This is a genomic window from Streptomyces dysideae (assembly GCF_001514305.1).
GTDB lineage: Bacteria > Actinomycetota > Actinomycetes > Streptomycetales > Streptomycetaceae > Streptomyces > Streptomyces dysideae.
In genome coordinates, this window is record NZ_KQ949079.1 from 1 (window position 1) to 20,247 (window position 20,247).

Sequence of the window (20,247 nt, forward strand, 5' to 3'; positions counted from 1 at the left end):
CTGCTCCCGTACGGCAACGGGCACGGGTTCAGCTCGCAAAACCGACCGACGTGCGGTCGGACTCGAGGTCCTTCATCATGGTCCGCTTGATCAGATCCAGCTTGGTCAGCTGAGCGTGCCGCAGTTCACGCTGTTCGGTCAGTGGGGCCACCGCATCGACGATGCGCTGCTGTTCCTTGAGATTCGGCAGTTCGACCTCCACGTTCAGCAGTCGGCCGGCAGGCAGGTCGTACAGCGCGTCGCGACTCTCACGCGCCTGCGCGTACAGGCGGGGATGCACCGAGCGGTGCGAGAGCCAGACCGCAAGGTATCCCGGCAGGATGCGTGTGGTGTCCGGCGAGAGTCTGACGACACTTCCGCTGTACGTGGCGCTGGGAAGCTGTTCATTCCAGACGATCGCACGGTAGCCCCGACCTGCCATGACACGAGCCGTCAGCAGGACGTCGCCCGCGGTCAGCATCTCCGAACGTTTCGGAGGCGAGTCCGCACGGCGGTAACGAAGCCCAGCCGTCGCGAATCCTCGCTCGGTGAGGTGACGAGCCTCCACTGCGGGGACACCGCCCGGTTCCTCACTCAAGCGACCGGACGTTCCGGTCCTGGCGGTCTTGATGACGTCTCCGAGGGTGCAGCGATCAACTCGGCCCTCGGTCTCGGACTCGGCGTCGAGTACGGGGAGCAGAATCATCAGATCGTCCACGTCCAACTTGGCCAGGGCCCCTTCGACAGTCTTCTCTGTGTCTGTCAGGGCATAGACCCGCTGTGCCGTCTGGCGCCGTCTGTCCGCCACGTCCGCGCCGGTCAGCGAGGAGAGATCCCATGCGCTCTGCTGAGACCACGGGTTGTTCTGGAGGAGTCCAGCGCTCGGGCCGGTCAGTTGGGACTCGATCTCGCGGAACGACAGCCCGTACTTCTGCTGCCACTTCTCGTATGTCTCGACAAGCTCGATTCGCCTCGACGCGACAAGGGCATCGATCCTGCTCGTCAGACCTTCCCGAAGCACCGACAGGTCCTCGTCCGGCGGCAGCAAACAGCCATGCCGAGCCAGGGTCCTGAGATGGGGCCCGACCTCACGCCACCAGTCCGTGAATGCTCCAGAGAGCGCATGAGGAGCCAGGATGCTCGGCACTCCCATCAACTCGCCCCAGGCGGAGAACAGTTCGAGCCTCAACTGACCTATCCGGCTGTTGGACCTCTCACGATCACTCTGCGTCGGTGCAAGCTCTGCGATATCCCTCGCGGCCAGCTCCCACCACTCGCCGAAGGCCGCGAGTAAATGCTGCTCACGGTCTCGGGCCAGTTCTGTCAGCAAGCAGGCGTCCGGTCGCTCGGGCGGAGGCAGGAAATCCATGTAGGCGGGATCTCCGTACCGCGCGGCGAAGAGTTGTCGCGGTGTGATTCCGTACGCTCCCAGCAGCGCCTTCTTGTCGTGGATCTCGGCTACAGGCATTCCACCGCTCATGTGGGCCTGGATGTCCTGTGGTTCCGGTAGCGGCGCGCTGTCCACGTACCTGCGGATGTCGAGGCTGTCGTCATTTTCCGAGAGGTACGCCCGGTCCACGACTCGAGCAAATCGATGGACGTCTTCAAAGCCTCGAACTGCGGAAGCGATCTTCTCAACGTCTTCCGACCGCATCAGGTTCTGTGTGAGCCCACGCTCGTATTCGCGAGAGGCATCGATGAACAGCACCTTGCCGCGCCTCTCCGATGCCTTCTGTCCAGGAGCCCGCAGCAGCAGTACGCAGGGCGCGATGGCGGTCGACGAGAAGAGGTTCGGCGCAAGGCCGATAACGGCCTCCACCACGTCGGCGTCCAGCAGCGCCGAGCGCGTGGCCCGGTCCCGTCCGCTGCGGAACAGCGGACCGTGCGTCACCACCGTGCAGACTGATCCCCCACGCCGATTCACCAGTCCGAGCATGTACTGAAGTAGGGCCCAGTCCGCCGGGCCCCTTTCGGAAACCGGTCCATACAGCGCATGCTGCCCCAGCGCCTGTGCCTGGTCCTCCCGAAGGAGCAGACCGAACGGTGGCGCGCTGAGAACGAGGTCGAATTCGCCCGATGCCGACGGAGCCGACAACAGGGAATCGCCGCGCTCAAGGGCACAATTCTGGATCTGGTGAAAGTACAGGTTCAGGCTTGCGAGTTCAGCGGTCGAGGCATTGATGTCCTGCCCGGCGAGCGCCAGTCGTTGGGAGTCTCCCTCTTGTTCATCCACGTACTGCTTGGCGTGAAGGAGCATGCCCCCCGTCCCGCAGAAGGGGTCATAGATCCGCATGTCCGCCTGCGGCAGGGCGATTTCAGTCAGCAGGTGGACCAACTCGCGGGGTGTGTAATGCTCTCCCGAGTAGCGCGTCGACGCCTCGGTTTCCTTCAGGAAGGACTCCATGGCATCTCCGAGCATCTCAGGGTAAGCAAGAGCTCCGAAGTCGAAGCGCACTCCCCGGAATGCCTCGATCAGTCCTTCTTGAGCAGCATCGTCCACCCGCCTGACGGCGGCGGCCGCCCGGCGAAGGAGTTCAGCGATCAGCGGTAGGCGATCGCCTTCCGCCCTGTCCGCGCCCAGTACGGTGAGTGCCTGGTCTTCGAGGATGCGGGGCAGGGCACCGCCCGCGCGTCTCCCCCTCGCCCCGGTGATGTAGTGCCGGGACTCAACCGATAGCGCGTCGTCGAACTCATCGAGTGCGTGCTGCAGGAAGAGCATCGCAAGGGCCACGTCACGCCGGTCCCGAGGATCACTCACTATGCGGGGCACCGCTTCCAACGCCCTGCGAAGTGCGCGCTCCACCTCCTCCGGCACGGTGAAGTTCGAGGCCACGCGTTCCCCCCGTCTCTCGCATCTCTCACTGCGCGGCACCCCGCCGCTCCCGAAGGCAGTCGGCTCAGTAGTCGACCACGTCCAGGCCTTCTTCAACGAAGCGCCAGACGTCGGTATAGGGGTCCCAGTGATTCTGGTCAGGGCCGGTGTGCACGGCGTTGATCTGCTGCGCGTACTGGCGGGCCTTCTTGTAGTTTCGCGCCAGCTGCCCCGCCTTGATCCGCTTGGCGTCCTCCGGAGAGACGGTCCGGCTGTTGACTCCGTACGTCTGGAGAAAGCCGGGCTGCCGCTTGAGGCGGCCGGCGACGTCTTCGCAGACACCGCCGAAGGTGCTCGTGTAGTTCTGGTAGTGGAGCAGGCGCCACAGCTCGAAGCAGGGATGAGAGTAGGCGACGTGGACCCCTGCCTTCCTCGCCCGTGAGAAGGCCGTTGGGATGTCCTTGTGCTGATCCCGGTCGAAGAGGCACCAGACCTGGGGCCAGTTCCAGTCCTCAGGTTTCAGGCCGGCTTTCTTGGCGGCCCTCTGCACTTCGGTCAGCTTATCGATGGCGTCTTCCACGAGGGGCAGGGGCTTGCGGCGGCTCGACGACGCCGCGGCGTTCTCGATGTAGTGATTAATCTTGCGCCCCTGCTGCGCGCGGGTCCCGTGCTCCATCACGTACTCGACGAACTCCGGCTCGGTGACCTCGCCCTCCGTGAAGACGTACACCTCACGAGGCCGGTCCCCAGCCCGTGGTTTCTTGCCGCGGCCTACGCCGTCCCGCCCCTTGACCCTCGCCATCAGGAACGCTCTGCCTCCCCTGCCAGTGCTGTGAGCACCCTGCGGCCGATCTGCCCTTGAGTCACACGCGGGACCGCGCCGAAGGCGCCCGCGAGGTAGGAGTCGCTCAGGTCTTCTTCAGGCCCGGGATCGACATCGCTGAGCGGATACAACTCAGTGGCTCCGCTGTCGTCCTTCTCTGTCAGCCAGATCTGCCCCGGTTCCAGCGGACGGCCGCCTCTTGGGCTCTTGAGGAGCGAGGGGTCATGAGAGGTGAAGACGAGTTGTGCCCCCTTGGTGTTGACCCACGGCGCTTGGAAGAGCCTTACGACTTCAGCCGCGAAACGAGGGTGGAGGCTGGCATCCAGCTCGTCGATGAGCAGGACGGCGCCTCGGTCCAGCGCCAGCAGCAGGGGCCCGATCAGCGCGAACCACGAGCGCGTGCCAAACGACTCACGCTGCCAATCGAAGGCCACGGGCTCGCCTGCGTCACTTCCGTGGAGCAGCCGAACCCGGGGGGTCTGTCCCGGCTGATGCTCCACTTCGGCGCCCTGAATGCCGAGGTCGGCCACACGGAGCAGTTCCTCGATACGGTCGCGGGATTTCTCGTTCAGGAGCTCGCGAGCGGTGAACGCCTCGCGCTGGCTTCGCTCGGTCTCCGGCGTGATGTCCCACAGGTTCTTGTTGAACCAGTCGTAGATCCTGGTGAGTTGCGGATGATTGTCGTTGGCCGCCCTGCTGAGTAGGAGGGCATTGGGTCGCGTCGTGCGGGCGAGGAGGGCACGGTCCTGGATGCGGTCGCCCGGGAACTCGAAGACCGTGTCGCGCGTGGCGTCGCGGTCCAGCCACACCTGGCGTCGCCCCTTGGGATACGCATGAAGCCACTCGGACTCCACCCTCTTCGAGCCGAGCTCGAACCCATAGGTCCAACGGACGCCGTCCTCCAGCACGAAGTCGGCTTCGTAGAAGGTGCTTTCGGCGGCGGACTTGGGATCGAGTGCGAACTCCTCACGGGGGATTCCCTGGTAGGACGTCCACCGCCCATACGATCCGAGCACCGCTTCCTTCATCTTCATGAGCGCAGTGACGACGTTTGACTTGCCGGAAGCGTTGGCGCCGAAAATGCCGAGCACCGGGAAAACCTGAAGCGACTTGCCGTCGGACAGTTTCAGCGTGCGCGCCGCATCCGACTTCTCGTGCTGCGGGACCACGAAGGACAGCTCTTGCTCGTCCCGCAGCGATCGCACGTTCGCCGCACGGAATCTCAGCAGCATGCCGTCCTCCTCTCGTCGCGCACAGGGTAACCGCGTGATCGCGTACGCGCCTACCGGACGGTCACACCAGCCGCCGCGCCGTGGCCCACCGAGTCAGCTCGTGCCGATTCGACAGCTGGAGCTTCCGTAGTACCGCCGAGACATGGGACTCGACCGTCTTCACGGAGATGAACAACTGCTTGGCGATCTCCTTGTAGGCGTAGCCGCGGGCGATGAGCCGCAGTACCTCGCGCTCGCGCTGGGTGAGGCGGTCGAGGTCCTCGTCGACGGGGGGTGCGTCCGTGGAGGCGAAGGCGTCCAGGACGAAGCCGGCCAGGCGTGGGGAGAAGACCGCGTCGCCGTCCTGGACGCGGAAGATGGAGTCGACCAGGTCCGTGCCGGTGATCGTCTTGGTGACGTAGCCGCGCGCACCCCCGCGGATCACGCCGATCACGTCCTCCGCCGCGTCCGAGACGGACAGGGCGAGGAAGCGGACGGGCTGCTCGGCGTCGGCCATCAACGGGGCGCAGCGGCGCAGGACTTCGACCCCGCCACCGCCCGGGAGGTGCACGTCGAGGAGGACGACCTCGGGCCGGGTCGCGGTGATGACCGTGACCGCCTGGTCGACGTCCGCTGCCTCGCCGACGACCTCTACTCCGGTCTGCTCGGTCTGGCCGATCTCGGCCTGAACTCCCGTACGGAACATGCGGTGGTCGTCGACGAGCACCACGCGCGCATGGCGCCTGCCCGCGTCGTCGCCGGTCGGCTCCACAGGCTCCGCGGTCCCCTCGGTCGGGTCGCTCATGACGTCTTCTCCGCCCTCTCCATCTCCAGCTCGACCTCCGTGCCGCCGTCGGGCACCGCGCGCAGCCGCGCCGTGCCGCCGTTGCGCTCCATGCGGCCGATGATCGATTCTCTGACGCCCATGCGGTCGGCGGGTATCGATTCGAGGTCGAAGCCGGGGCCGCGGTCCCGGACGGACACGAAGACCGTCCTGCCCTCGACTTCGGCGTAGACCTGAACGGCGCCGCCCTCGCCACCGTACTTCGCGGCGTTCACCATAGCCTCGCGCGCGGCCTGCATCTGCGCGCCGATTCTCTCGTCGAGCGTGCAGTCGCCGACGACGACCACCTCAATGGGGACGCCGTGTTTGTCCTCGACCTCGGCGGCATTGCGCCGGACCGCGTCGGCGAGGTTGTCCGGCTCGTCGGCCTCGTCCTTACCGGTGCCCTCCGGTTTGTAAAGCCAGGTGCGCAGGTCGCGCTCCTGGGCGCGGGCAAGGCGGCGCACCTCGTTGGCATTCTCCGCGTTGCGCTGGATCAGGGTCAGGGTGTGCAGCACCGAGTCGTGGACGTGTGCGGCGACTTCGGCGCGCTCCTGGGCGCGGATGCGCATCAGGCGCTCCTCGGAGAGGTCCTGGGTCATGCGCACCAGATACGGGCCCGCGAGGAGCGTGATACCGACGAGGACCGCGAGCGCCGCCTGGAGGACGGAGCCGAGGTGGGCGGCGGAACCCTGCAGGACGAAGATGCCGGACACACCGGCGGTGACCAGGAGGACACCGCCCGCGGCGCGCAGAAGAGACAGGGTGCGCCGGTGCCGGCCGACCTCCATCCAGCGGGCCCGACGGGCGTTGTCCGCCTGGCGCCAGACCAGGGCGACGCCCGCGCCGACGAGTACGGCGGGCCAGAGGTAGGCCCTGGCGCCGTTGCCCAGATTGACATTGCCCACGAAGACCATGGCCACGACGACCATGAGCAGCAGGGCGACGATCTGGCCCTTGTCGGGCCTGCGGGCGGTGAGTCTGCGGCGGCCGTCCGGCGAGGTCTCCGTGGTGACGAGGGCGGGCGGTTTGCGGTCCTCCACGCCGCCGACGCCGAGCGGAACGAAGAACCAGAACGCGGCGTACAGCAGGGCGCCCAGGCCGTCCGCCATGAACAGGCCGACGAAGACGAGCCGCACCCAGATCACGGGCAGCCCGAGATGCCCGGCGAGCCCCCGCGCCACGCCCCCGAGCCAGCGTCCGTCGCTGCTGCGGTAGAGCTTGCGCGGCGGCCGCGGTTCGACGAGTGGCGCTGCTGCGGCTTCCGGCATGCCATCGATGGTCACACGGCCGCACGGGCAGGGCATCAGGGTCGACCCCCGAGACTCCCCTGATCTTCGACAAGTGATCGCCCTGAACGCTTCGCCCGCGTCGTCTCAGGGGCGATATCAGGGTCCAGCCAGGGTCATTCCGACTGCCGCGGGGGCTGCGCGCCCGTCACCATGGACACATGACAGAGCACCAGCACGCCGCGGACTCCGTGCCCGACGAGGGCCCCTCGTCCGACACGCGCCCCGCAACCGCCGCGGGTGAGGAACCGCGTGCGCAGGCGGGGGCGCGCGGGCACGCGGGAACAGGCGAGCGGGCGGGCAGCACCGAGGGAGTCGCGGAGGCCGCGGACCCCGTCCTGGCCGAGCCGCCTGCCAAGTTCCGGCGTGATCGGCGGTTCAAGATGCTCGCCGGGGTGTGCGCCGGGCTCGGACGGCAGTGTGACATGGATCCGGTGATCTTCCGGATCACGCTCGCGGTGCTGTCCGCGACCGGCGGCATCGGTCTCATCTTCTACGGCTTCGCCTGGCTCTTCGTGCCGTACGACGACGAGGACGAGAACGAGGTGCGCAAGTTGCTGACCGGCCGGGTCGACGGCCAGGCCCTGACGGCCGTGCTGTTCGCGCTGGTCGGCTGCGGGGTGTTCCTGACGATGCTGAACAACGGCGGGGTGCTGACCTTCGCCGTCGTCCTCTCCCTGCTGGTCGCGGGCGCCGGGTACTGGTCGCGGCAGCGCGGCGCCCCGGGCCCCGACCCCCTCGCCGCGCAGGCCGTCGCCGACGCCCCGCCGGAGGCCCAGGCGCCGCCGGTGACCATCACCTACCCGTCCTGGTGGCGTGACCCCATCGTCAAGGACGGCACACACGTCGGCGGCACGGGCTATCTCTGGGGCCCCCGCGACTCCCGTGACCGGGACATCGCGGCGGCCATCAACATCGGCCTCGGCGTCCGGGGATACGGCCACGAGGACATACGCACCCCCCACGCCCAGGCTGCCAGACCGCGCGGCCCGCGCTGGTTGGGCGGCTGGATCTTCCTGCTGGCCCTGCTCGCGGGCGGCTTCGGCACCAGCCTGACCTGGGAGGATCACCCGCTGGGCACCAGCCTGCAGGCCGGCCTGGCCGCCGCGTTGATCGTCTTCGGCGTCGGGATCGCGGTCAGCGCGTTCCTGGGGCGTACGGGGGCGGGGTCCGTGTTCCTGGCGATCGTCACGACGGCGCTGCTGGCCGGTTCGGCCGCTCTGCCCAAGGACATCGGCACGCACTGGGTGCACACGGACTGGCGGCCCGCCGCCGTCGCGGACGTCCAGCAGAAGTACGACCTGGGCACCGGCGTCGGCACCCTGGACCTGAGAGGGCTGGACGTGGCCGAGGGACGGACGGTGACCACGCGGGTGGACGTGGGGGTGGGGGAGCTGAAGGTGATCGTGCCGAGGGACATGACCGTGAACGTGAGCATCGACGTGGGGATGGGCGACATTCAGCTGCCGGGCGAGGACCAGGAGGACGTGGACGTGGCACCGGGCCAGCACAAGGAGGTAACCCTGAAGCCGGCCGCGGGCACCAAGAGCAGGGGCACGCTCGACATCGCGCTGAACGTCGGCGTGGGACAGGCGGAGGTGAGCCGTGCTGCGTCATGAGTTCCAGCCCGGGAGGCTGGTGTCCGGGGCCTTCCTGACCCTCGCGGGTGTCATCTACGCCGGTGATGCGGGCGGCCTCTGGGAGACGCCGTGGTTCGCGGTGATCCCGGTCGTCGTGGTCGGCCTCTGCCTGGCGGGCACGGTCGCGATCGTGGCCCGGGGCATACGCAGACGCCGGGGGCCGGGTCGTCAGGCCACCGCGGGCGGCTCGGGCCCCACCGGGGCACAGGCGGACGCGCCGCCCTGACCGCACCGGGACGCAGGCGGACGCATCACCCTGACCGCGGCCGCGACCTCGCGCCCCGGCGCCCCGGCGACCCGGCGACCCGACCTACCGATAGCCCCCCGTCCGCTGCCGTCGGCGTGTGCGGAGGGCGGCGTCCACGGAGAGGTAGGGGGCGCCCGCGAGGACGAGGGGCAGCCAGGCCATGAGGTAGGCGAGGTCGTTGCCGAAGTAGTACGGGTCGGAGGCCCAGCTGACCGTCAGCCACAGGCTGAGGGAGATCAGCGCGCCGCCGAGGGCGGCCAGGCGGGCGAGGAGGCCGAGGAGGGTGCCGATGCCGACGGCCAGTTCGCCGAAGGCGATGGCGTAGCCGAAGCCGACGGGGTTCTCCAGGGCCAGGTCGACCATGTCGGGGATGGCCGCGGAGTCGCGGACGGCGCGCATCATGTCGCCGATGGAGCCGGAGCCGGCGTCCTTCATGAAGGCGCTGTCGGTGAGTTTGTCCAGGCCGGCGTAGATGAAGGTGACGCCGAGGAAGATGCGGAGCGGGAGGAGGGCGTAATGGGTGGCGGTGTCCCGCCAGTTCCGGTCGCCGCCGAGATAGGGGGAGTGCGTGTCGGTGTGCATGCCGTGACTCATCGCCTGAGCCGCCTCTCGCCAGCCGTGCCGGGGACCCCTCAGAAGACGATACGTAGGAACGGGAGGCTCCGCTCAGTTTCAGTACCGGTTCAGTGCCGGTTCCAGTACCGGCCCGACTGGTATGCCCCCTATTCGCTATCCCGCCATTCCGCTACGCCGCCATTCCGCCGGCGGCGACCGTCAGTCGGTCACATCGATGGCGTACCGGTTGGTCTCCACCCCGGCGGCCGTGACCACTTGCACGTCGACCCGTCCCGGTTCCACGTCCGCCGGGACCGGCACCGTCAGGACCGCGTCCGTGGGGTTGCTGAAGCCGCCGGTCACCGGGACCAGGGGGACGTGGACGTGGACCGGGCCGATGCGGACGACCATGTGGGAGAGGTGGTCGGCAGTCTGGGCGCCCGGCGGGACGAAGCCGGCGCCGCGGATCTCGATGTCGTCGCCGGTGCGGATCGGGGCGTCGAGGTCGCCGGCCTCGCGGGCGCGGACCACGGAGAGGATGACCGGGCGGCCACCCTCGGCGTACTTACCGGCCAGGTAGGTCGCCGCGGAGATCAGGACGACCACCGCCAGTCCCCAGGGCAGGTCGGGCAGTTGGTCGGGGCGGCGGGCCAGCCGTACCGCGCCGAACAGCAGGGCGACCGCGCTGATCACGACGTACTGGATGTCGGCGAAGGTGCCGAGGCCGGAGTCGTCGGTCAGCAGGTCAGCGGCGCGGGGCCGGTCGGCGCGTACCTTCTGCAGCCGCTGTCCGAGGATGCGCAGGCCGACGACGCGGCGGACCAGTACGGCGATCGCGCACACCACGGCGAGGACGGTCACCACACCGGCGGCGCGGGCGAGTTCGAAGCCGGCGATCAGTGTGTCGCGTTCGGTGTGGTCGGAGGCGGCGGCGAGGCGGCCGACCAGGACGAGGACGGCGTAGGCGACGAAGAGCACCCAGATCGCGGCGACCGCGCGGGACGTGGAGAGGCGGTTGTCCTCGCCGATGACCGGGGCCAGCGCGCCGCCGCGCGCCCGGTGGAACCAGGACGCCGCGGTCAAGGCGCCGGCCGTCACCAGCGCGGCCAGCAGTCCGGCCGTGCGGGCCGTGGTCCAGCCCGCGCCGATCGCCGTGAGGGCCTGCACCAGCAGCAACAGCACGACCAGGGCCCAGACCGTGCAGGCCGTGCGCCACCACAGCCGGGCCAGCCAGGCGCCGCCCTCGGCGCGGCCGCGGGCGGCGACGAGTTCGGCGGACTGGGTCAGTTCCTCGGAGACCCACTGGCGGGAGGCGGAGGCGGAGTGGGCGACCGCGGCCGGAAGGCCCTGGCCGGCCGCGTACTCGTCCCGCTTCACCAGGAACGCGGCGACCGCGCGCCGGTGTCCTTCGCGCGCGCCGTGCGGACAGTCCCCGCAGGTGCAGCCGCCTCCGTGCGCGCCGGCTTCCGTGCCGACCTGCCCCGCCTCCTGCACCGCCACGCCCGACGCCTGCCTTCCCCGCTGCTTGATACTGCGGCGGCCCCGATCTGGGATCCGGCCGCCGCGAAATGTTCTTCGTGCGACTCCCATGCGATGACAGCGAATTGTGCCCTACTTCACGGGGGCCGCGTTCGGCAGGTCTGGTCAGCGTGGAGGAAGGGTGGGCCGCCGTGTTGACCGGGCTGCGAGAATTTCCGTATGGCCGAGATCATCCAGCGTGACGGGGCCTGGGCCTTCGACGGTACGACGGTCAGGATCACGCCGGGACTTCACCGCTCCGTGCCGCTGTTCCGGCAGACGTACGGCGAGATCGCCGTGCCTCTGGAGGCCATCGCCGGCGTCGTCTTCGAGCCCGAACGCAAGCGCGGGCGGCTGCGGATGCGGTTGCGGGAGGGCGCCGATCCGCTGCTCCACGCGACGGGTGGGCGGCTGCCCGATCCGGCGGATCCGTACCGGCTGACGGTGGACATCGACCGTTCCGGGGTCGCCGAGTACGTGGCCGAGGAGATCCGTCGCGCGCTGCTCCTCGACCAGATCCCGAAGGACGCGACGAAGGCGTATCTCCTTCCCGGGCCGCCGGTTCCGGTCTCGGTGCGGTCCTCCGACGGTACGGTCTCCTTCGACGGCACCCAGGTGCGTATCGACTGGTCCGACACCTCCGACCGGGTCAAACGCGCGACCGGCCCGCGCATCGTCGACGTCGGGGACCTGGTACAGGTCGAGTGGCTGCCCAACTCCGGCTACGAGGACGGCTTCCTGCGCTTCGTGACCCGCGAGACGGTGTACGCCAAGCTCTCGCCGGAGAAGGACCCGTACGCCCTCGACCTCTGGGGCAGCGCCCGCCGCGACCTCCTCACGGCCCTGGTCGCCACCGCGGTCACGGCCCGCCTCCCCCACCCCTCCACCCGCACCGGCGTCGACTACGCGGAGCGCCCCCGCCTTGCGGCATCCGTCCCGCCCCCGTCCGACCACCACGACGTACTCCTGCGCCGCCTGCGCGAACTGGGCGAGCTGCACCGCGACGGCGTCCTGACGGACGAGGAGTTCGCACTGACGAAGGCGGCGGTACTGCGGGGTTTCTGAAATCCACGGCTGAGGTCCAAGACGTTTCCCGGACCCGGCGTTACGACAGCAGATCCGGCTCGCTCCTGCTGATGTCCTGCCACAGGGGCTGGTAGTTGATCCAGGCCACCAGGTCGCCGCCCAGCTGCTCCCGGGTCGCCACCGCCTGTTTGTGGTCGATGAGGATCGGGCGGCCCGCTGCCCGGGCTGTCAGCTGGACCTGGCTGGAGCGTTCCATCGACAGGAACCACCAGGCCGCCGCGTCCACCGAGTCGCCGACCGTGAGGAGGCCGTGGTTGCGCAGGACCAGGGCCTTGCGGGTGCCGAGGGCGGTGGCGATGCGGCGGCCCTCGGTGGCGTCGACGACTACGCCGGTGTACGCGTCGTACAGGGCGTGGTCCTCGTAGAAGGCGCAGCTCTCCTGGGTGATGGGGTCGAGCAGGTCGCCGAGGGCGGACAGGGCCCGGCCGTGCACGGAGTGGCAGTGGGCGACCGCGACGACGTCGGGGCGGGCGGCGTGGACCTGGGCGTGCACGGTGAACGCCGCCTGGTTGACGTGGTAGCGGCCCTGGATCACCTGGCCCTCGGAGTTGGCGAGCACCAGGTCACTGACCGTGACGTGCTTGAAGGGCATTCCGAACGGGTTGACCCAGAAGCAGTCGCTGAATTCCGGGTCGCGCGCGGTGATGTGCCCCGAGACCCCGTCCTCGAAGCCGAGCCGCCCGAAGATCCGCAGGGCGCCCGCGAGCCGCTCCTTGCGGTGCCGGCGTTCATCCTCGACCGACTCGTGCATGGGCGGCATCGCGAACTGCAGCCGGTCGGTGGGCAGCGGGATGGGCGGCGTCGGCCCCTGCGTCCCGTGCATGCGTCCTCCAGCACTGGGTTGCTTTACGGGGCGGAAGTTACCGTCGGTCAGCGCAGGAGAACAGAGGAACGCTGTGAAGATGACGCACGCAACCGTTGGGGGAGCTCGTGTGTCTGGTGTGCGGAACCAGAAATTCAGCGTCACTTTTCAGCCAGGAGCTTTACGTGAGCCTCGACGGACGTCACCTCAACAACCTCATGCGGCAGCTCGCCACCCAGCACACCGTCGAGCTGGTCCATCCCTTCGCCGAGCACAAGACCCTCGGCGCGCTGGTGTACGTCGCCGAGTGCTTCGGCTTCCGGTACGCGGGGGTACGTCTGGTCGGCAAGCAGAAGGTCCTGCACGTCCAGCTCGTCCGCGACCCCGAGCCATGGGCACGGCAGCGCGCTGCGGCCAACACGGCCGCGTTCCCGCAGGCGGGCGTCGGCGGAACGGTGCCGGGCATGTACGTCGACTCGCTCACGCCGGTCCCCGGGGCGCAGGCGGACGTCGACCTGATCACCGCACTCATCAAGTACGACGCCCTCGGCTCGGCCGCCAACCGCAAGCAGCTGCTCACCATGGCGTGGGGGTCCGGGGTCCTGTTCCTGCTGCTGGCCCTGCTGACCGGCAAGCTCGCCGTCCTCCTCCCCCTCGCCGTCCTGATGCCGACCTTCCTGCTGGGCTCGCTGCGGATCAACGCGGCCCGGCGCGCCAGGCTGGCCCAGCAGCTGACGGCCGCCGGGTGCACGCCCGTGCGGGACGCGACGGGTCAGGAGCGGTACGTGCGCCCGGTGCCGTACGCCACCTGACGCGTCGGCGAAGTCGCGCCGATACCCGAACCGATACCCGACAGAAGGTGTCGGGTATCGGCGCGAGACTGGTCGTATGAGTCGCATGAACGGTCGTACGAACTGGGCAGCCTTCACCACCACGGAACCCGCGCTCGCCAAGACCGTGGAGGAGCGCTTCGCCGCCTACACCCACCACGTTCTCGCCACCCTCCGCAAGGACGGCTCCCCGCGCACCACCGGCCTCGAGGTGCGCTTCCTGGACGGCGAGCTGTGGCTGGGCATGATGCCGGACTCGCTCAAGGCGCTCGACCTGCGGCGCGATCCCCGGTTCGCGCTCCAGGCGAACCCCGGGGACGGCACCGGCATGGGCGGCGGAGACGTCCGGATCGCCGGACGGGCGGTCGAGGTCGAGGATCCGCAGGTCAAGGCGGCGTACACGAAAGAGGTGGAACCGCCGGAGCCGTTCCACCTCTTCCGCACCGAGCTGACGGAGGTCGTACGGACCTACGTCGAGGACGACAAGTACCTCGTCGTCCAGGTCTGGAAGCCCGGAGCGCCGGTGCGCACGCTCAAGCGGACCTGACCCGCACAGCCGTGGGGACCCGTGGGGACTACTCCCACTCGATCGTGCCCGGCGGCTTCGACGTCACGTCGAGGACGACGCGGTTGACGTCCGCGACCTCGTTCGTGATCCGCGTCGAGATCTTCGCGAGCACCTCGTACGGCAGGCGCGACCAGTCGGCCGTCATCGCGTCCTCGGAGGAGACCGGGCGCAGGACGATCGGGTGGCCGTACGTCCGGCCGTCGCCCTGGACGCCGACGCTGCGGACGTCCGCGAGCAGGACCACCGGGCACTGCCAGATGTCCCGGTCCAGGCCGGCCGCCGTGAGCTCCTCGCGGGCGATGGCGTCGGCGTCGCGGAGCAGGTCGAGCCGCTCCTTGGTGACCTCGCCGACGATACGGATGCCCAGGCCGGGGCCGGGGAACGGCTGGCGCTGGACGATCTCGTCCGGGAGCCCGAGCTCCTGGCCGACCATCCGGACCTCGTCCTTGAACAGCTTGCGCAGCGGCTCGATGAGCCTGAACTCGAGGTCCTCGGGCAGGCCGCCGACGTTGTGGTGGGACTTGATGTTGGCGGTGCCCGTACCGCCACCGGACTCGACCACGTCCGGGTAGAGCGTGCCCTGGACCAGGAACTCGACCGCGGGACCCTCGTCCGCGATGATCTCGGCCTGCGCCTGCTCGAAGACCCGGATGAACTCGCGGCCGATGATCTTCCGCTTCTCCTCGGGGTCGGAGACCCCGGCGAGCGCCTTGAGGAACCGCTCCTCGGCGTCCACGACCTTCAGCTGGACGCCGGTCGCCGCGACGAAGTCCTTCTCGACCTGCTCGGTCTCGTCCTTGCGCATCAGGCCGTGGTCGACGTAGACGCAGGTCAGCTGGGCGCCGATGGCCTTCTGGACCAGGGCGGCGGCCACCGCGGAGTCCACGCCGCCGGACAGGCCGCAGATGGCGCGCTTGTCGCCGACCTGCTCGCGGATGGCCGCGACCTGCTCCTCGATGACGTTGCCGGTGGTCCAGGAGGGGGTGAGGCCGGCGCCGCGGTACAGGAAGTGCTCCAGCACCTGCTGCCCGTGCGTGGAGTGCATCACCTCGGGGTGGTACTGGACGCCGTACAGCTTCTTCTCGTCGTTCTCGAAGGCGGCGACCGGGACGACGTCCGTGGAGGCGGTCACGGTGAAGCCCTCGGGGGCGGCGGAGCAGGCGTCGCCGTGCGACATCCAGACCGGCTGCTCGGCCGGGGTGCCCTCGAAGAGGGTGGACGACGACTTGGAGACGTGCAGCGGCGTACGGCCGTACTCGCGGGCGCCGGTGTTGTCCACCGTGCCGCCGAGGGACTGCGCCATCAGCTGGAAGCCGTAGCACATGCCGAAGACGGGGACGCCGGCGTCGAAGAGCGCGCGGTCCAGGCGGGGGGCGTCCTCGGCGTACACCGAGGAGGGGCCCCCGGAGAGGATGATCGCCGCCGGGTTCTTGGCGAGCATCTCGTCGACCGGCATGGTGCTCGGCACGATCTCGCTGTAGACCCGGGCCTCGCGGACGCGACGGGCGATGAGCTGGGCGTACTGCGCGCCGAAGTCGACGACCAGGACGGTGTCGGGGGCGGCGGCAGCTGGGGTCGCTGGTGACACGGGGTGCCTTCTGGTGGTCGGGCGGGGGTCTGTGCTGGCGATTCTACCGGGGTGACCGTGGGACCAGCCCGCCCTGCTGGGGGCTCCGCTCCCAGGCCCCAGGCCCCCGGACCCCCGGCCTTGGCGCCATGGCATACTGGCCCCATGCTCACGTACTCGACCTTCCTCTTTACCTATGGCACCCGGCCCGCCGGCTGCCATGGTCGTGCTGCTTGAGCTACTGACAAGCTGCTTCCCAGGCGCCCCGGGCCGACAAGGTCCGGGGCGCCTGGCGTTTGCGGACCTTGCCGCTCCGGGGCATCCACCCCCATTCCTCACCAGGAGCCCCGCATGACTGCCACCACCGCGGACAAGACCGGCGCGCGCACCACCGAGGCCGCCGAAGTGATCTCCGGCGCCCGCGAACGCATCGACGCCCTCGACGACCGGATCATCGGCCTGATCCAGGAACGCATGGCCGTCTCCGCCGTCATCCAGGAGGCGCGGATCGGCTCCGGCGGTCGGCGTGTGAACCTCTCCCGCGAGATGGAGGTCCTCAGCCACTACAGCGAGGCGCTGGGCAAGCCCGGTACGTCCCTCGCGATGACGCTTCTCGAACTGTGCCGCGGTCGCATCTGAGTTCGAGGCCCTTCTCACCCGTACGGAGCGTGACGCGGTACCGGCCCCTTCGTTGGTACCGGTGTCCGTGCCAGCCAGGGGCGGGCCCGAAAGAACCACGCGTGGCTCGCTGGAGCGATGAGGCGTACGGATCGTGCGCCGTGGGACCTCGCTCCGGACAAGTGACCGGACGGCAGGGGACAGCAGCCCGGTCACCCAAGAGAACGGCCGGCTCCGGGGACGCCCGGGGCCGACCGGCGGAAAGTACAAGAAGATGTACAAGGCTGGGTCAAAAGGTTGCGGTGACCGCGTCGATCCAGCACGATGCGTAGAAAGCCCCCAAGTCCCGTCCCAGCCAACAGCATTACTCCGATCAGCCACTACCAGAGGTCGAGACCACCCGCGCGCCCCCAGTGCGCCGGGGCGCCGACCGAGGGCATTCAGGACAAGCGGCGCAACCCCCCGGCGCCGCTCCGAGGCACCGGCGCTGCCCTGACGTCGGTGCTGACGAAAGAAGGGCCCCGCGACTCCGTCCCGCGGGGCCCTTCGCTCTGTCCGGACGTTCCCCCGGCGTCTCAGACCCGGGACACCGAACGGCATTCCTCGGGACCGTCGGAGTCGATGCCCCGGCTGCGGTCGTACGGGTCCGTCGTCGGGCCGGACGGGGGCGCGCCCGTGGGTTCGGCGGAGTTGAACTGCGGGTGCAGATAGCCGTCGTAGACGTCACAGGCCGAGTTGCCGATCTCCACGTCGTAGAGCGTGACGGTGATCTTCCCCGGGGTGACCCGGTACCTGGCCGGGTCGAACAGCTCGATGTCGAGGACGCGGCGCACGATGGTGCGGGTGACTTCGGGCGGACCCTCGACCTGCACGACCGGGTAGACGAAGGTGTAGTCGGCGTGCACGACGACGGACGCCTGCTTCCCCGCCTCGACCGTCATCCGGCCGCGGGTCTTGACCACGTCACCGGCCAGGCGCACATCGTCCGGGTCGAAGCGGCTGAACAGGCCGAGCGGGTCGTGCTTCCCATCCGGCTTGCGCAGAGACGTGTCCAGCAGGGTGAGCAGTTCCTTCTGGTGGGGTTCGATCACGCCGAGCGCGGCCTTGGGACGTTCGCCACGCAGGGTGGCCGGGGCGAGGTTGGCGTCGACGAGGAGCCGCCGGGTCTGCTGCAGAGCCTGCTCGACCTGCGCCTCGGAGTACGCGCCGACTGCCTTCGCCTTCGGCAGCACGATGCCGGCCTCGCCGTCGGCCCACCGCTCCGCTGGGGAACCGGCGAACGGCCGGTCCAGGGTGGGGACTTCGGGGTCCGCGGCACCGGGCGGGGCGGTCGGGGCCGCGGTCTCCGCCGGGAGCGGTGACGCGGCGGGCGCGTCCGGCGACTCCGTACCCAGACCGGGCACCAGGGACGGCTTCACCGCGACGACGGCCACGGCGATGGCGAGCACCACACCGACGATCGACCAGAGCCGCCGACGCCGGGCCGCCCGCCCGTCCATCTCCCGCCAGGCGGGACCGGTACGCCACCCCTCGGGCAGCTGCCCCCGCGCCTCCTGTTGCCGGAGCCGCTCGGTGACCATGCGGGCTCGGGCGGAGGGTTCTTTCGGGGCGGAGCCGCGGATGTCGCGCTCGGAGTCGCGCGCGAACTGCTCCCAGACGTCGTCGGGGAGCTCCGGGGTCGAGGGCTGCGAGGGCTGTTCCTCGGACGGTTTGTCAGACACGACGGACAGTTCTAGGCGGTCCGAAAGCCCTTGCACAAGCAGAAACTTGAATGTGATCCATACCACATAAGAATTCTGTGAGGGCGGGCACAACCATTCACAGGCTTCACGGATCAAACCCTGCGAACCAACGGCCACACCCGCGCCCCACCGCGGAGGCCTCCCTTATTCGCGTGCTGCGGTGTCGCAGCACTACGGACTTCTTGAGGTCTTCATGAAGCTTCGCCGTGCCATGGCAGCAGCCGCTACGACGGCCGTCATAGCGCCGATCGCCCTGCTGTCCGCGCCCGCCGCGTTCGCCACGGGCGAGAGCACCCCGACGCCGGCCGCGTCGGAGAGCACGCCGGCCGCCGAGGCGAGCACGCCCGCGGCCGAAGAGAGCACCCCCGCGAGCGAGGAGTCGACGCCGGCCGCCGAGGAGTCGACCCCGGCCGCGGAGGAGAGCACGCCCACCGCTGAAGAGAGCACCCCGGGCGCGGGTGAGAGCAGCCCCGCCGCCTCCCCGTCGCCGAGCGCCAGCGAGAGCGCTCCGGAGGAGGAGGTCGACTTCTGCGAGCAGGGCGACGAGGACTCCGTCTTCCTCAACGAGGATCTGCAGAGCGGTCTGTCGGGCCTGCCCGAGACGATCGTCGCCGGCAGCGGCTGGACCAAGTTCTCGTTCAACGTCTCCAACAACAGCGACCAGGACATCAAGAACATCAAGCCGGTGATCGGCGTCTACGCGATCGGCTGGGACGACGCCAAGGAATACTCCGGCGAGATCACGGTCGAGGTCTTCAACAACGCCTCCGGCTCCTGGGAGACGTTGGCGGACGCCGCCGGTGAGGGCGCGACGTTCACCACGTTCCCGCTCGACGCCGGCCAGTCGACCTCGTTCAAGCTGCGCCTGAGCGTCAGCGGCAAGGTGCCCGACTCCCTCGGCCTCACCGGCGGCTTCGCTCAGTACTCCGACGCCGATGGCTGCTGGATCGCCGACGACCCGAACGGCTGGACCTACATCTTCGACATCCTCGCCGCGGGCTCAGACGCCGGTGACCCGAACGACGCCAAGCCGCAGACCGGCGGCCAGAAGCCGATTGAGGACGTCAAGGAGGTGGCCGTCACCGGCGAGCTCGCCGCGACCGGTTCCGACTCCAACCTGCCGGTCATCGCCACCATCGGTGGCGTCGCCATCGTCGCCGGTGCCGGTGTCGTGTTCGCGATGAAGCGCCGCCGGGTCGGTGCCGAGGCGTAAGGCATAGCGCCTGACCCAGCCGGCTTCACACGACTGGCTTCGTGCAAGAAAGAGAAGGACCTGCGCTCGGAGGGGGGCGCAGGTCCTTCCGTGTGCCGGGGGGCGCTGGTCTGCCGATGCCGTGACAGCTCCGCCGCGCACACTTGAAGAACCGCTATCTGTCCTCTCCGTTCTCACCCTCCCGCACGACCAGCGGTTCAGCCGCGTGTACACGCAGCGCCGGGCCATCGCCCAGCCCCAGCACCATCGCGGGCCCGCCCGCCGCGTACTGCTCGCTGCGGACGCTGACCACGGCCCGCCACTCGCCCGACACGCGCACCCACTGCCCCGGCCTGACCATGACCGCCGCAACCTCCCTCGTTTTCGGCTCGGCAACGATGTCCGGAGCCTTCAGCTCCGCGTACACCGTCTTCCCGATCCCGGCCGCGCGCTCCTCGAAACCCCACCGATGGGCAAGCGCCTCCACGAGGAGGAGCCCGCGTCCACACGCCTCGTCGTCGCCGGGCTCCTTCACCTCGGGCCTGCCCCCTCCCGCATCGCTCACCTCCAGCCGCAGCAGCCCCTCCTCCGCTGACCGCGTGATCCGTACCCCCACCTGCCGGTCACTCGGCACTCCTACACGCAGCGCGTTCGTCACGAGCTCCGAGAGCACCAACTCGGCGTCCTCCAAAACCTCTTGGGCAGTACCCCAGCTGCCGAGCACCGCGTGCAGCAACGCCCGTGCTCTGGGCACACTGCGGCGACTGCGGGACAGCCGGAAGGTGACTTCGTTCGAGCCGGAGTGCTCTGCCATGGCGCCCCCAAAGGGTCGATTGCGGTGAATCAGGTCCCGTCTCTCAGCAGGCGTTGACCGCCCGCCACGCAACTCTCAGCAGCATATGAATCCACGCAACGTTGCGCCGCGCTACGTGCCTTCGTTCACTC

Annotated in this window: 18 protein-coding genes; 7 read left to right on the forward strand and 11 right to left on the reverse strand. The window is 69.3% G+C overall.

What is annotated here, in order from left to right:
* Nucleotides 1-28 precede the first annotated feature (28 nt).
* From AQJ91_RS10385 to AQJ91_RS10405, 5 genes are all read right to left on the reverse strand, one after another.
* Nucleotides 29-2,812, reverse strand: coding sequence for an N-6 DNA methylase (locus AQJ91_RS10385; RefSeq protein WP_067018803.1), 2,784 nt, complete (start codon nt 2,810-2,812; stop codon nt 29-31).
* Nucleotides 2,813-2,876: 64 nt separating this feature from the next.
* Nucleotides 2,877-3,593: an RloB family protein gene (locus tag AQJ91_RS10390; protein WP_067018804.1), complete on the reverse strand. Its 717-nt coding sequence runs from the start codon at nt 3,591-3,593 to the stop codon at nt 2,877-2,879.
* Nucleotides 3,593-4,846, reverse strand: coding sequence for an AAA family ATPase (locus AQJ91_RS10395; protein WP_067018806.1), 1,254 nt, complete (start codon nt 4,844-4,846; stop codon nt 3,593-3,595). The genes AQJ91_RS10390 and AQJ91_RS10395 overlap by 1 nt, the downstream gene beginning before the upstream one ends.
* A gap of 61 nt (nt 4,847-4,907) precedes the next feature.
* The gene (locus tag AQJ91_RS10400; protein ID WP_067018808.1) at nt 4,908-5,630 is read right to left on the reverse strand and encodes a LuxR C-terminal-related transcriptional regulator; all 723 of its coding nucleotides are present in this window, start codon (nt 5,628-5,630) and stop codon (nt 4,908-4,910) included.
* Complete coding sequence (locus AQJ91_RS10405; protein WP_067019440.1) at nt 5,627-6,919, reverse strand: ATP-binding protein; 1,293 nt, start codon at nt 6,917-6,919, stop codon at nt 5,627-5,629. Before AQJ91_RS10405 ends, AQJ91_RS10400 begins: the two co-directional genes overlap by 4 nt.
* Before the next feature lie 179 nt (nt 6,920-7,098).
* Here AQJ91_RS10405 and AQJ91_RS10410 point away from each other — a divergent pair, with 179 nt between their 5' ends.
* On the forward strand, nt 7,099-8,556 hold the full coding sequence (locus tag AQJ91_RS10410) for a PspC domain-containing protein (RefSeq protein ID WP_067018809.1): 1,458 nt from the start codon (nt 7,099-7,101) through the stop codon (nt 8,554-8,556).
* The gene (locus tag AQJ91_RS10415) at nt 8,543-8,803 is read left to right on the forward strand and encodes a hypothetical protein (protein WP_067018811.1); all 261 of its coding nucleotides are present in this window, start codon (nt 8,543-8,545) and stop codon (nt 8,801-8,803) included. Before AQJ91_RS10410 ends, AQJ91_RS10415 begins: the two co-directional genes overlap by 14 nt.
* 84 nt (nt 8,804-8,887) lie before the next feature.
* Here the strand turns inward: AQJ91_RS10415 and AQJ91_RS10420 are convergent, their stop codons facing one another.
* Together AQJ91_RS10420 and AQJ91_RS10425 are read right to left on the reverse strand one after the other, a co-directional pair.
* Nucleotides 8,888-9,418, reverse strand: coding sequence for a DoxX family membrane protein (locus AQJ91_RS10420; RefSeq protein ID WP_067018813.1), 531 nt, complete (start codon nt 9,416-9,418; stop codon nt 8,888-8,890).
* A 180-nt stretch (nt 9,419-9,598) separates the two neighbouring features.
* Nucleotides 9,599-10,879 carry a hypothetical protein gene (locus AQJ91_RS10425; protein WP_067018816.1) on the reverse strand — a complete coding sequence of 427 codons (1,281 nt, stop codon included), beginning with the start codon at nt 10,877-10,879 and terminating at the stop codon, nt 9,599-9,601.
* A 198-nt stretch (nt 10,880-11,077) separates the two neighbouring features.
* Between AQJ91_RS10425 and AQJ91_RS10430 the strand changes: the two genes are divergently transcribed.
* Nucleotides 11,078-11,962, forward strand: coding sequence for a DUF4429 domain-containing protein (locus AQJ91_RS10430; RefSeq protein WP_067018817.1), 885 nt, complete (start codon nt 11,078-11,080; stop codon nt 11,960-11,962).
* A gap of 40 nt (nt 11,963-12,002) precedes the next feature.
* Here AQJ91_RS10430 and AQJ91_RS10435 read toward each other — a convergent pair whose 3' ends face one another.
* Entirely contained in the window at nt 12,003-12,806 is an 804-nt protein-coding gene (locus tag AQJ91_RS10435) for a class II aldolase/adducin family protein (protein WP_067018819.1), read from the reverse strand.
* A gap of 164 nt (nt 12,807-12,970) precedes the next feature.
* On the opposite strand from AQJ91_RS10435, the gene AQJ91_RS10440 reads away from it, so the two are divergent.
* On the forward strand, nt 12,971-13,597 hold the full coding sequence (locus AQJ91_RS10440) for a hypothetical protein (RefSeq protein ID WP_067018821.1): 627 nt from the start codon (nt 12,971-12,973) through the stop codon (nt 13,595-13,597).
* 85 nt (nt 13,598-13,682) lie between these two features.
* Nucleotides 13,683-14,162, forward strand: a complete 480-nt coding sequence (locus tag AQJ91_RS10445) for a pyridoxamine 5'-phosphate oxidase family protein (RefSeq protein WP_067018823.1) — start codon at nt 13,683-13,685, stop codon at nt 14,160-14,162.
* Between the two features lie 28 nt (nt 14,163-14,190).
* On the opposite strand, the gene guaA is transcribed toward AQJ91_RS10445, so the two are convergent.
* Nucleotides 14,191-15,771 (reverse strand): glutamine-hydrolyzing GMP synthase, encoded by a 1,581-nt coding sequence (gene guaA, locus AQJ91_RS10450; protein WP_067018825.1) that lies wholly within the window; start codon nt 15,769-15,771, stop codon nt 14,191-14,193.
* A gap of 330 nt (nt 15,772-16,101) precedes the next feature.
* Between guaA and AQJ91_RS10455 the strand changes: the two genes are divergently transcribed.
* Entirely contained in the window at nt 16,102-16,389 is a 288-nt protein-coding gene (locus AQJ91_RS10455; RefSeq protein WP_067018827.1) for a chorismate mutase, read from the forward strand.
* Between the two features lie 554 nt (nt 16,390-16,943).
* Here AQJ91_RS10455 and AQJ91_RS10460 read toward each other — a convergent pair.
* Nucleotides 16,944-18,089, reverse strand: coding sequence for a hypothetical protein (locus AQJ91_RS10460; RefSeq protein ID WP_067018829.1), 1,146 nt, complete (start codon nt 18,087-18,089; stop codon nt 16,944-16,946).
* 214 nt (nt 18,090-18,303) lie between these two features.
* Between AQJ91_RS10460 and AQJ91_RS10465 the strand changes: the two genes are divergently transcribed.
* A complete protein-coding gene (locus tag AQJ91_RS10465) occupies nt 18,304-19,323 on the forward strand; it encodes an LPXTG cell wall anchor domain-containing protein (protein ID WP_067019443.1) in 1,020 nt (339 codons plus the stop codon).
* Between the two features lie 154 nt (nt 19,324-19,477).
* Here the strand turns inward: AQJ91_RS10465 and AQJ91_RS10470 are convergent, their stop codons facing one another.
* Complete coding sequence (locus tag AQJ91_RS10470; protein WP_067018831.1) at nt 19,478-20,116, reverse strand: ATP-binding protein; 639 nt, start codon at nt 20,114-20,116, stop codon at nt 19,478-19,480.
* Nucleotides 20,117-20,247: the final 131 nt, after the last annotated feature.

What these genes read in the sequence shown, in the direction of transcription:
- AQJ91_RS10405 (WP_067019440.1), bottom strand. Translation starts at nt 6,919, where the DNA reads ATGCCGGAAGCCGCAGCAGCGCCACTCGTCGAACCGCGGCCGCCGCGC.
- AQJ91_RS10390 (WP_067018804.1), bottom strand. Translation starts at nt 3,593, where the DNA reads ATGGCGAGGGTCAAGGGGCGGGACGGCGTAGGCCGCGGCAAGAAACCA.
- AQJ91_RS10400 (WP_067018808.1), bottom strand. Translation starts at nt 5,630, where the DNA reads ATGAGCGACCCGACCGAGGGGACCGCGGAGCCTGTGGAGCCGACCGGC.
- AQJ91_RS10420 (WP_067018813.1), bottom strand. Translation starts at nt 9,418, where the DNA reads ATGAGTCACGGCATGCACACCGACACGCACTCCCCCTATCTCGGCGGC.
- AQJ91_RS10410 (WP_067018809.1), top strand. Translation starts at nt 7,099, where the DNA reads ATGACAGAGCACCAGCACGCCGCGGACTCCGTGCCCGACGAGGGCCCC.
- AQJ91_RS10455 (WP_067018827.1), top strand. Translation starts at nt 16,102, where the DNA reads ATGACTGCCACCACCGCGGACAAGACCGGCGCGCGCACCACCGAGGCC.
- AQJ91_RS10470 (WP_067018831.1), bottom strand. Translation starts at nt 20,116, where the DNA reads ATGGCAGAGCACTCCGGCTCGAACGAAGTCACCTTCCGGCTGTCCCGC.
- AQJ91_RS10435 (WP_067018819.1), bottom strand. Translation starts at nt 12,806, where the DNA reads ATGCACGGGACGCAGGGGCCGACGCCGCCCATCCCGCTGCCCACCGAC.
- AQJ91_RS10445 (WP_067018823.1), top strand. Translation starts at nt 13,683, where the DNA reads ATGAACGGTCGTACGAACTGGGCAGCCTTCACCACCACGGAACCCGCG.
- AQJ91_RS10395 (WP_067018806.1), bottom strand. Translation starts at nt 4,846, where the DNA reads ATGCTGCTGAGATTCCGTGCGGCGAACGTGCGATCGCTGCGGGACGAG.
- AQJ91_RS10430 (WP_067018817.1), top strand. Translation starts at nt 11,078, where the DNA reads ATGGCCGAGATCATCCAGCGTGACGGGGCCTGGGCCTTCGACGGTACG.
- AQJ91_RS10465 (WP_067019443.1), top strand. Translation starts at nt 18,304, where the DNA reads ATGAAGCTTCGCCGTGCCATGGCAGCAGCCGCTACGACGGCCGTCATA.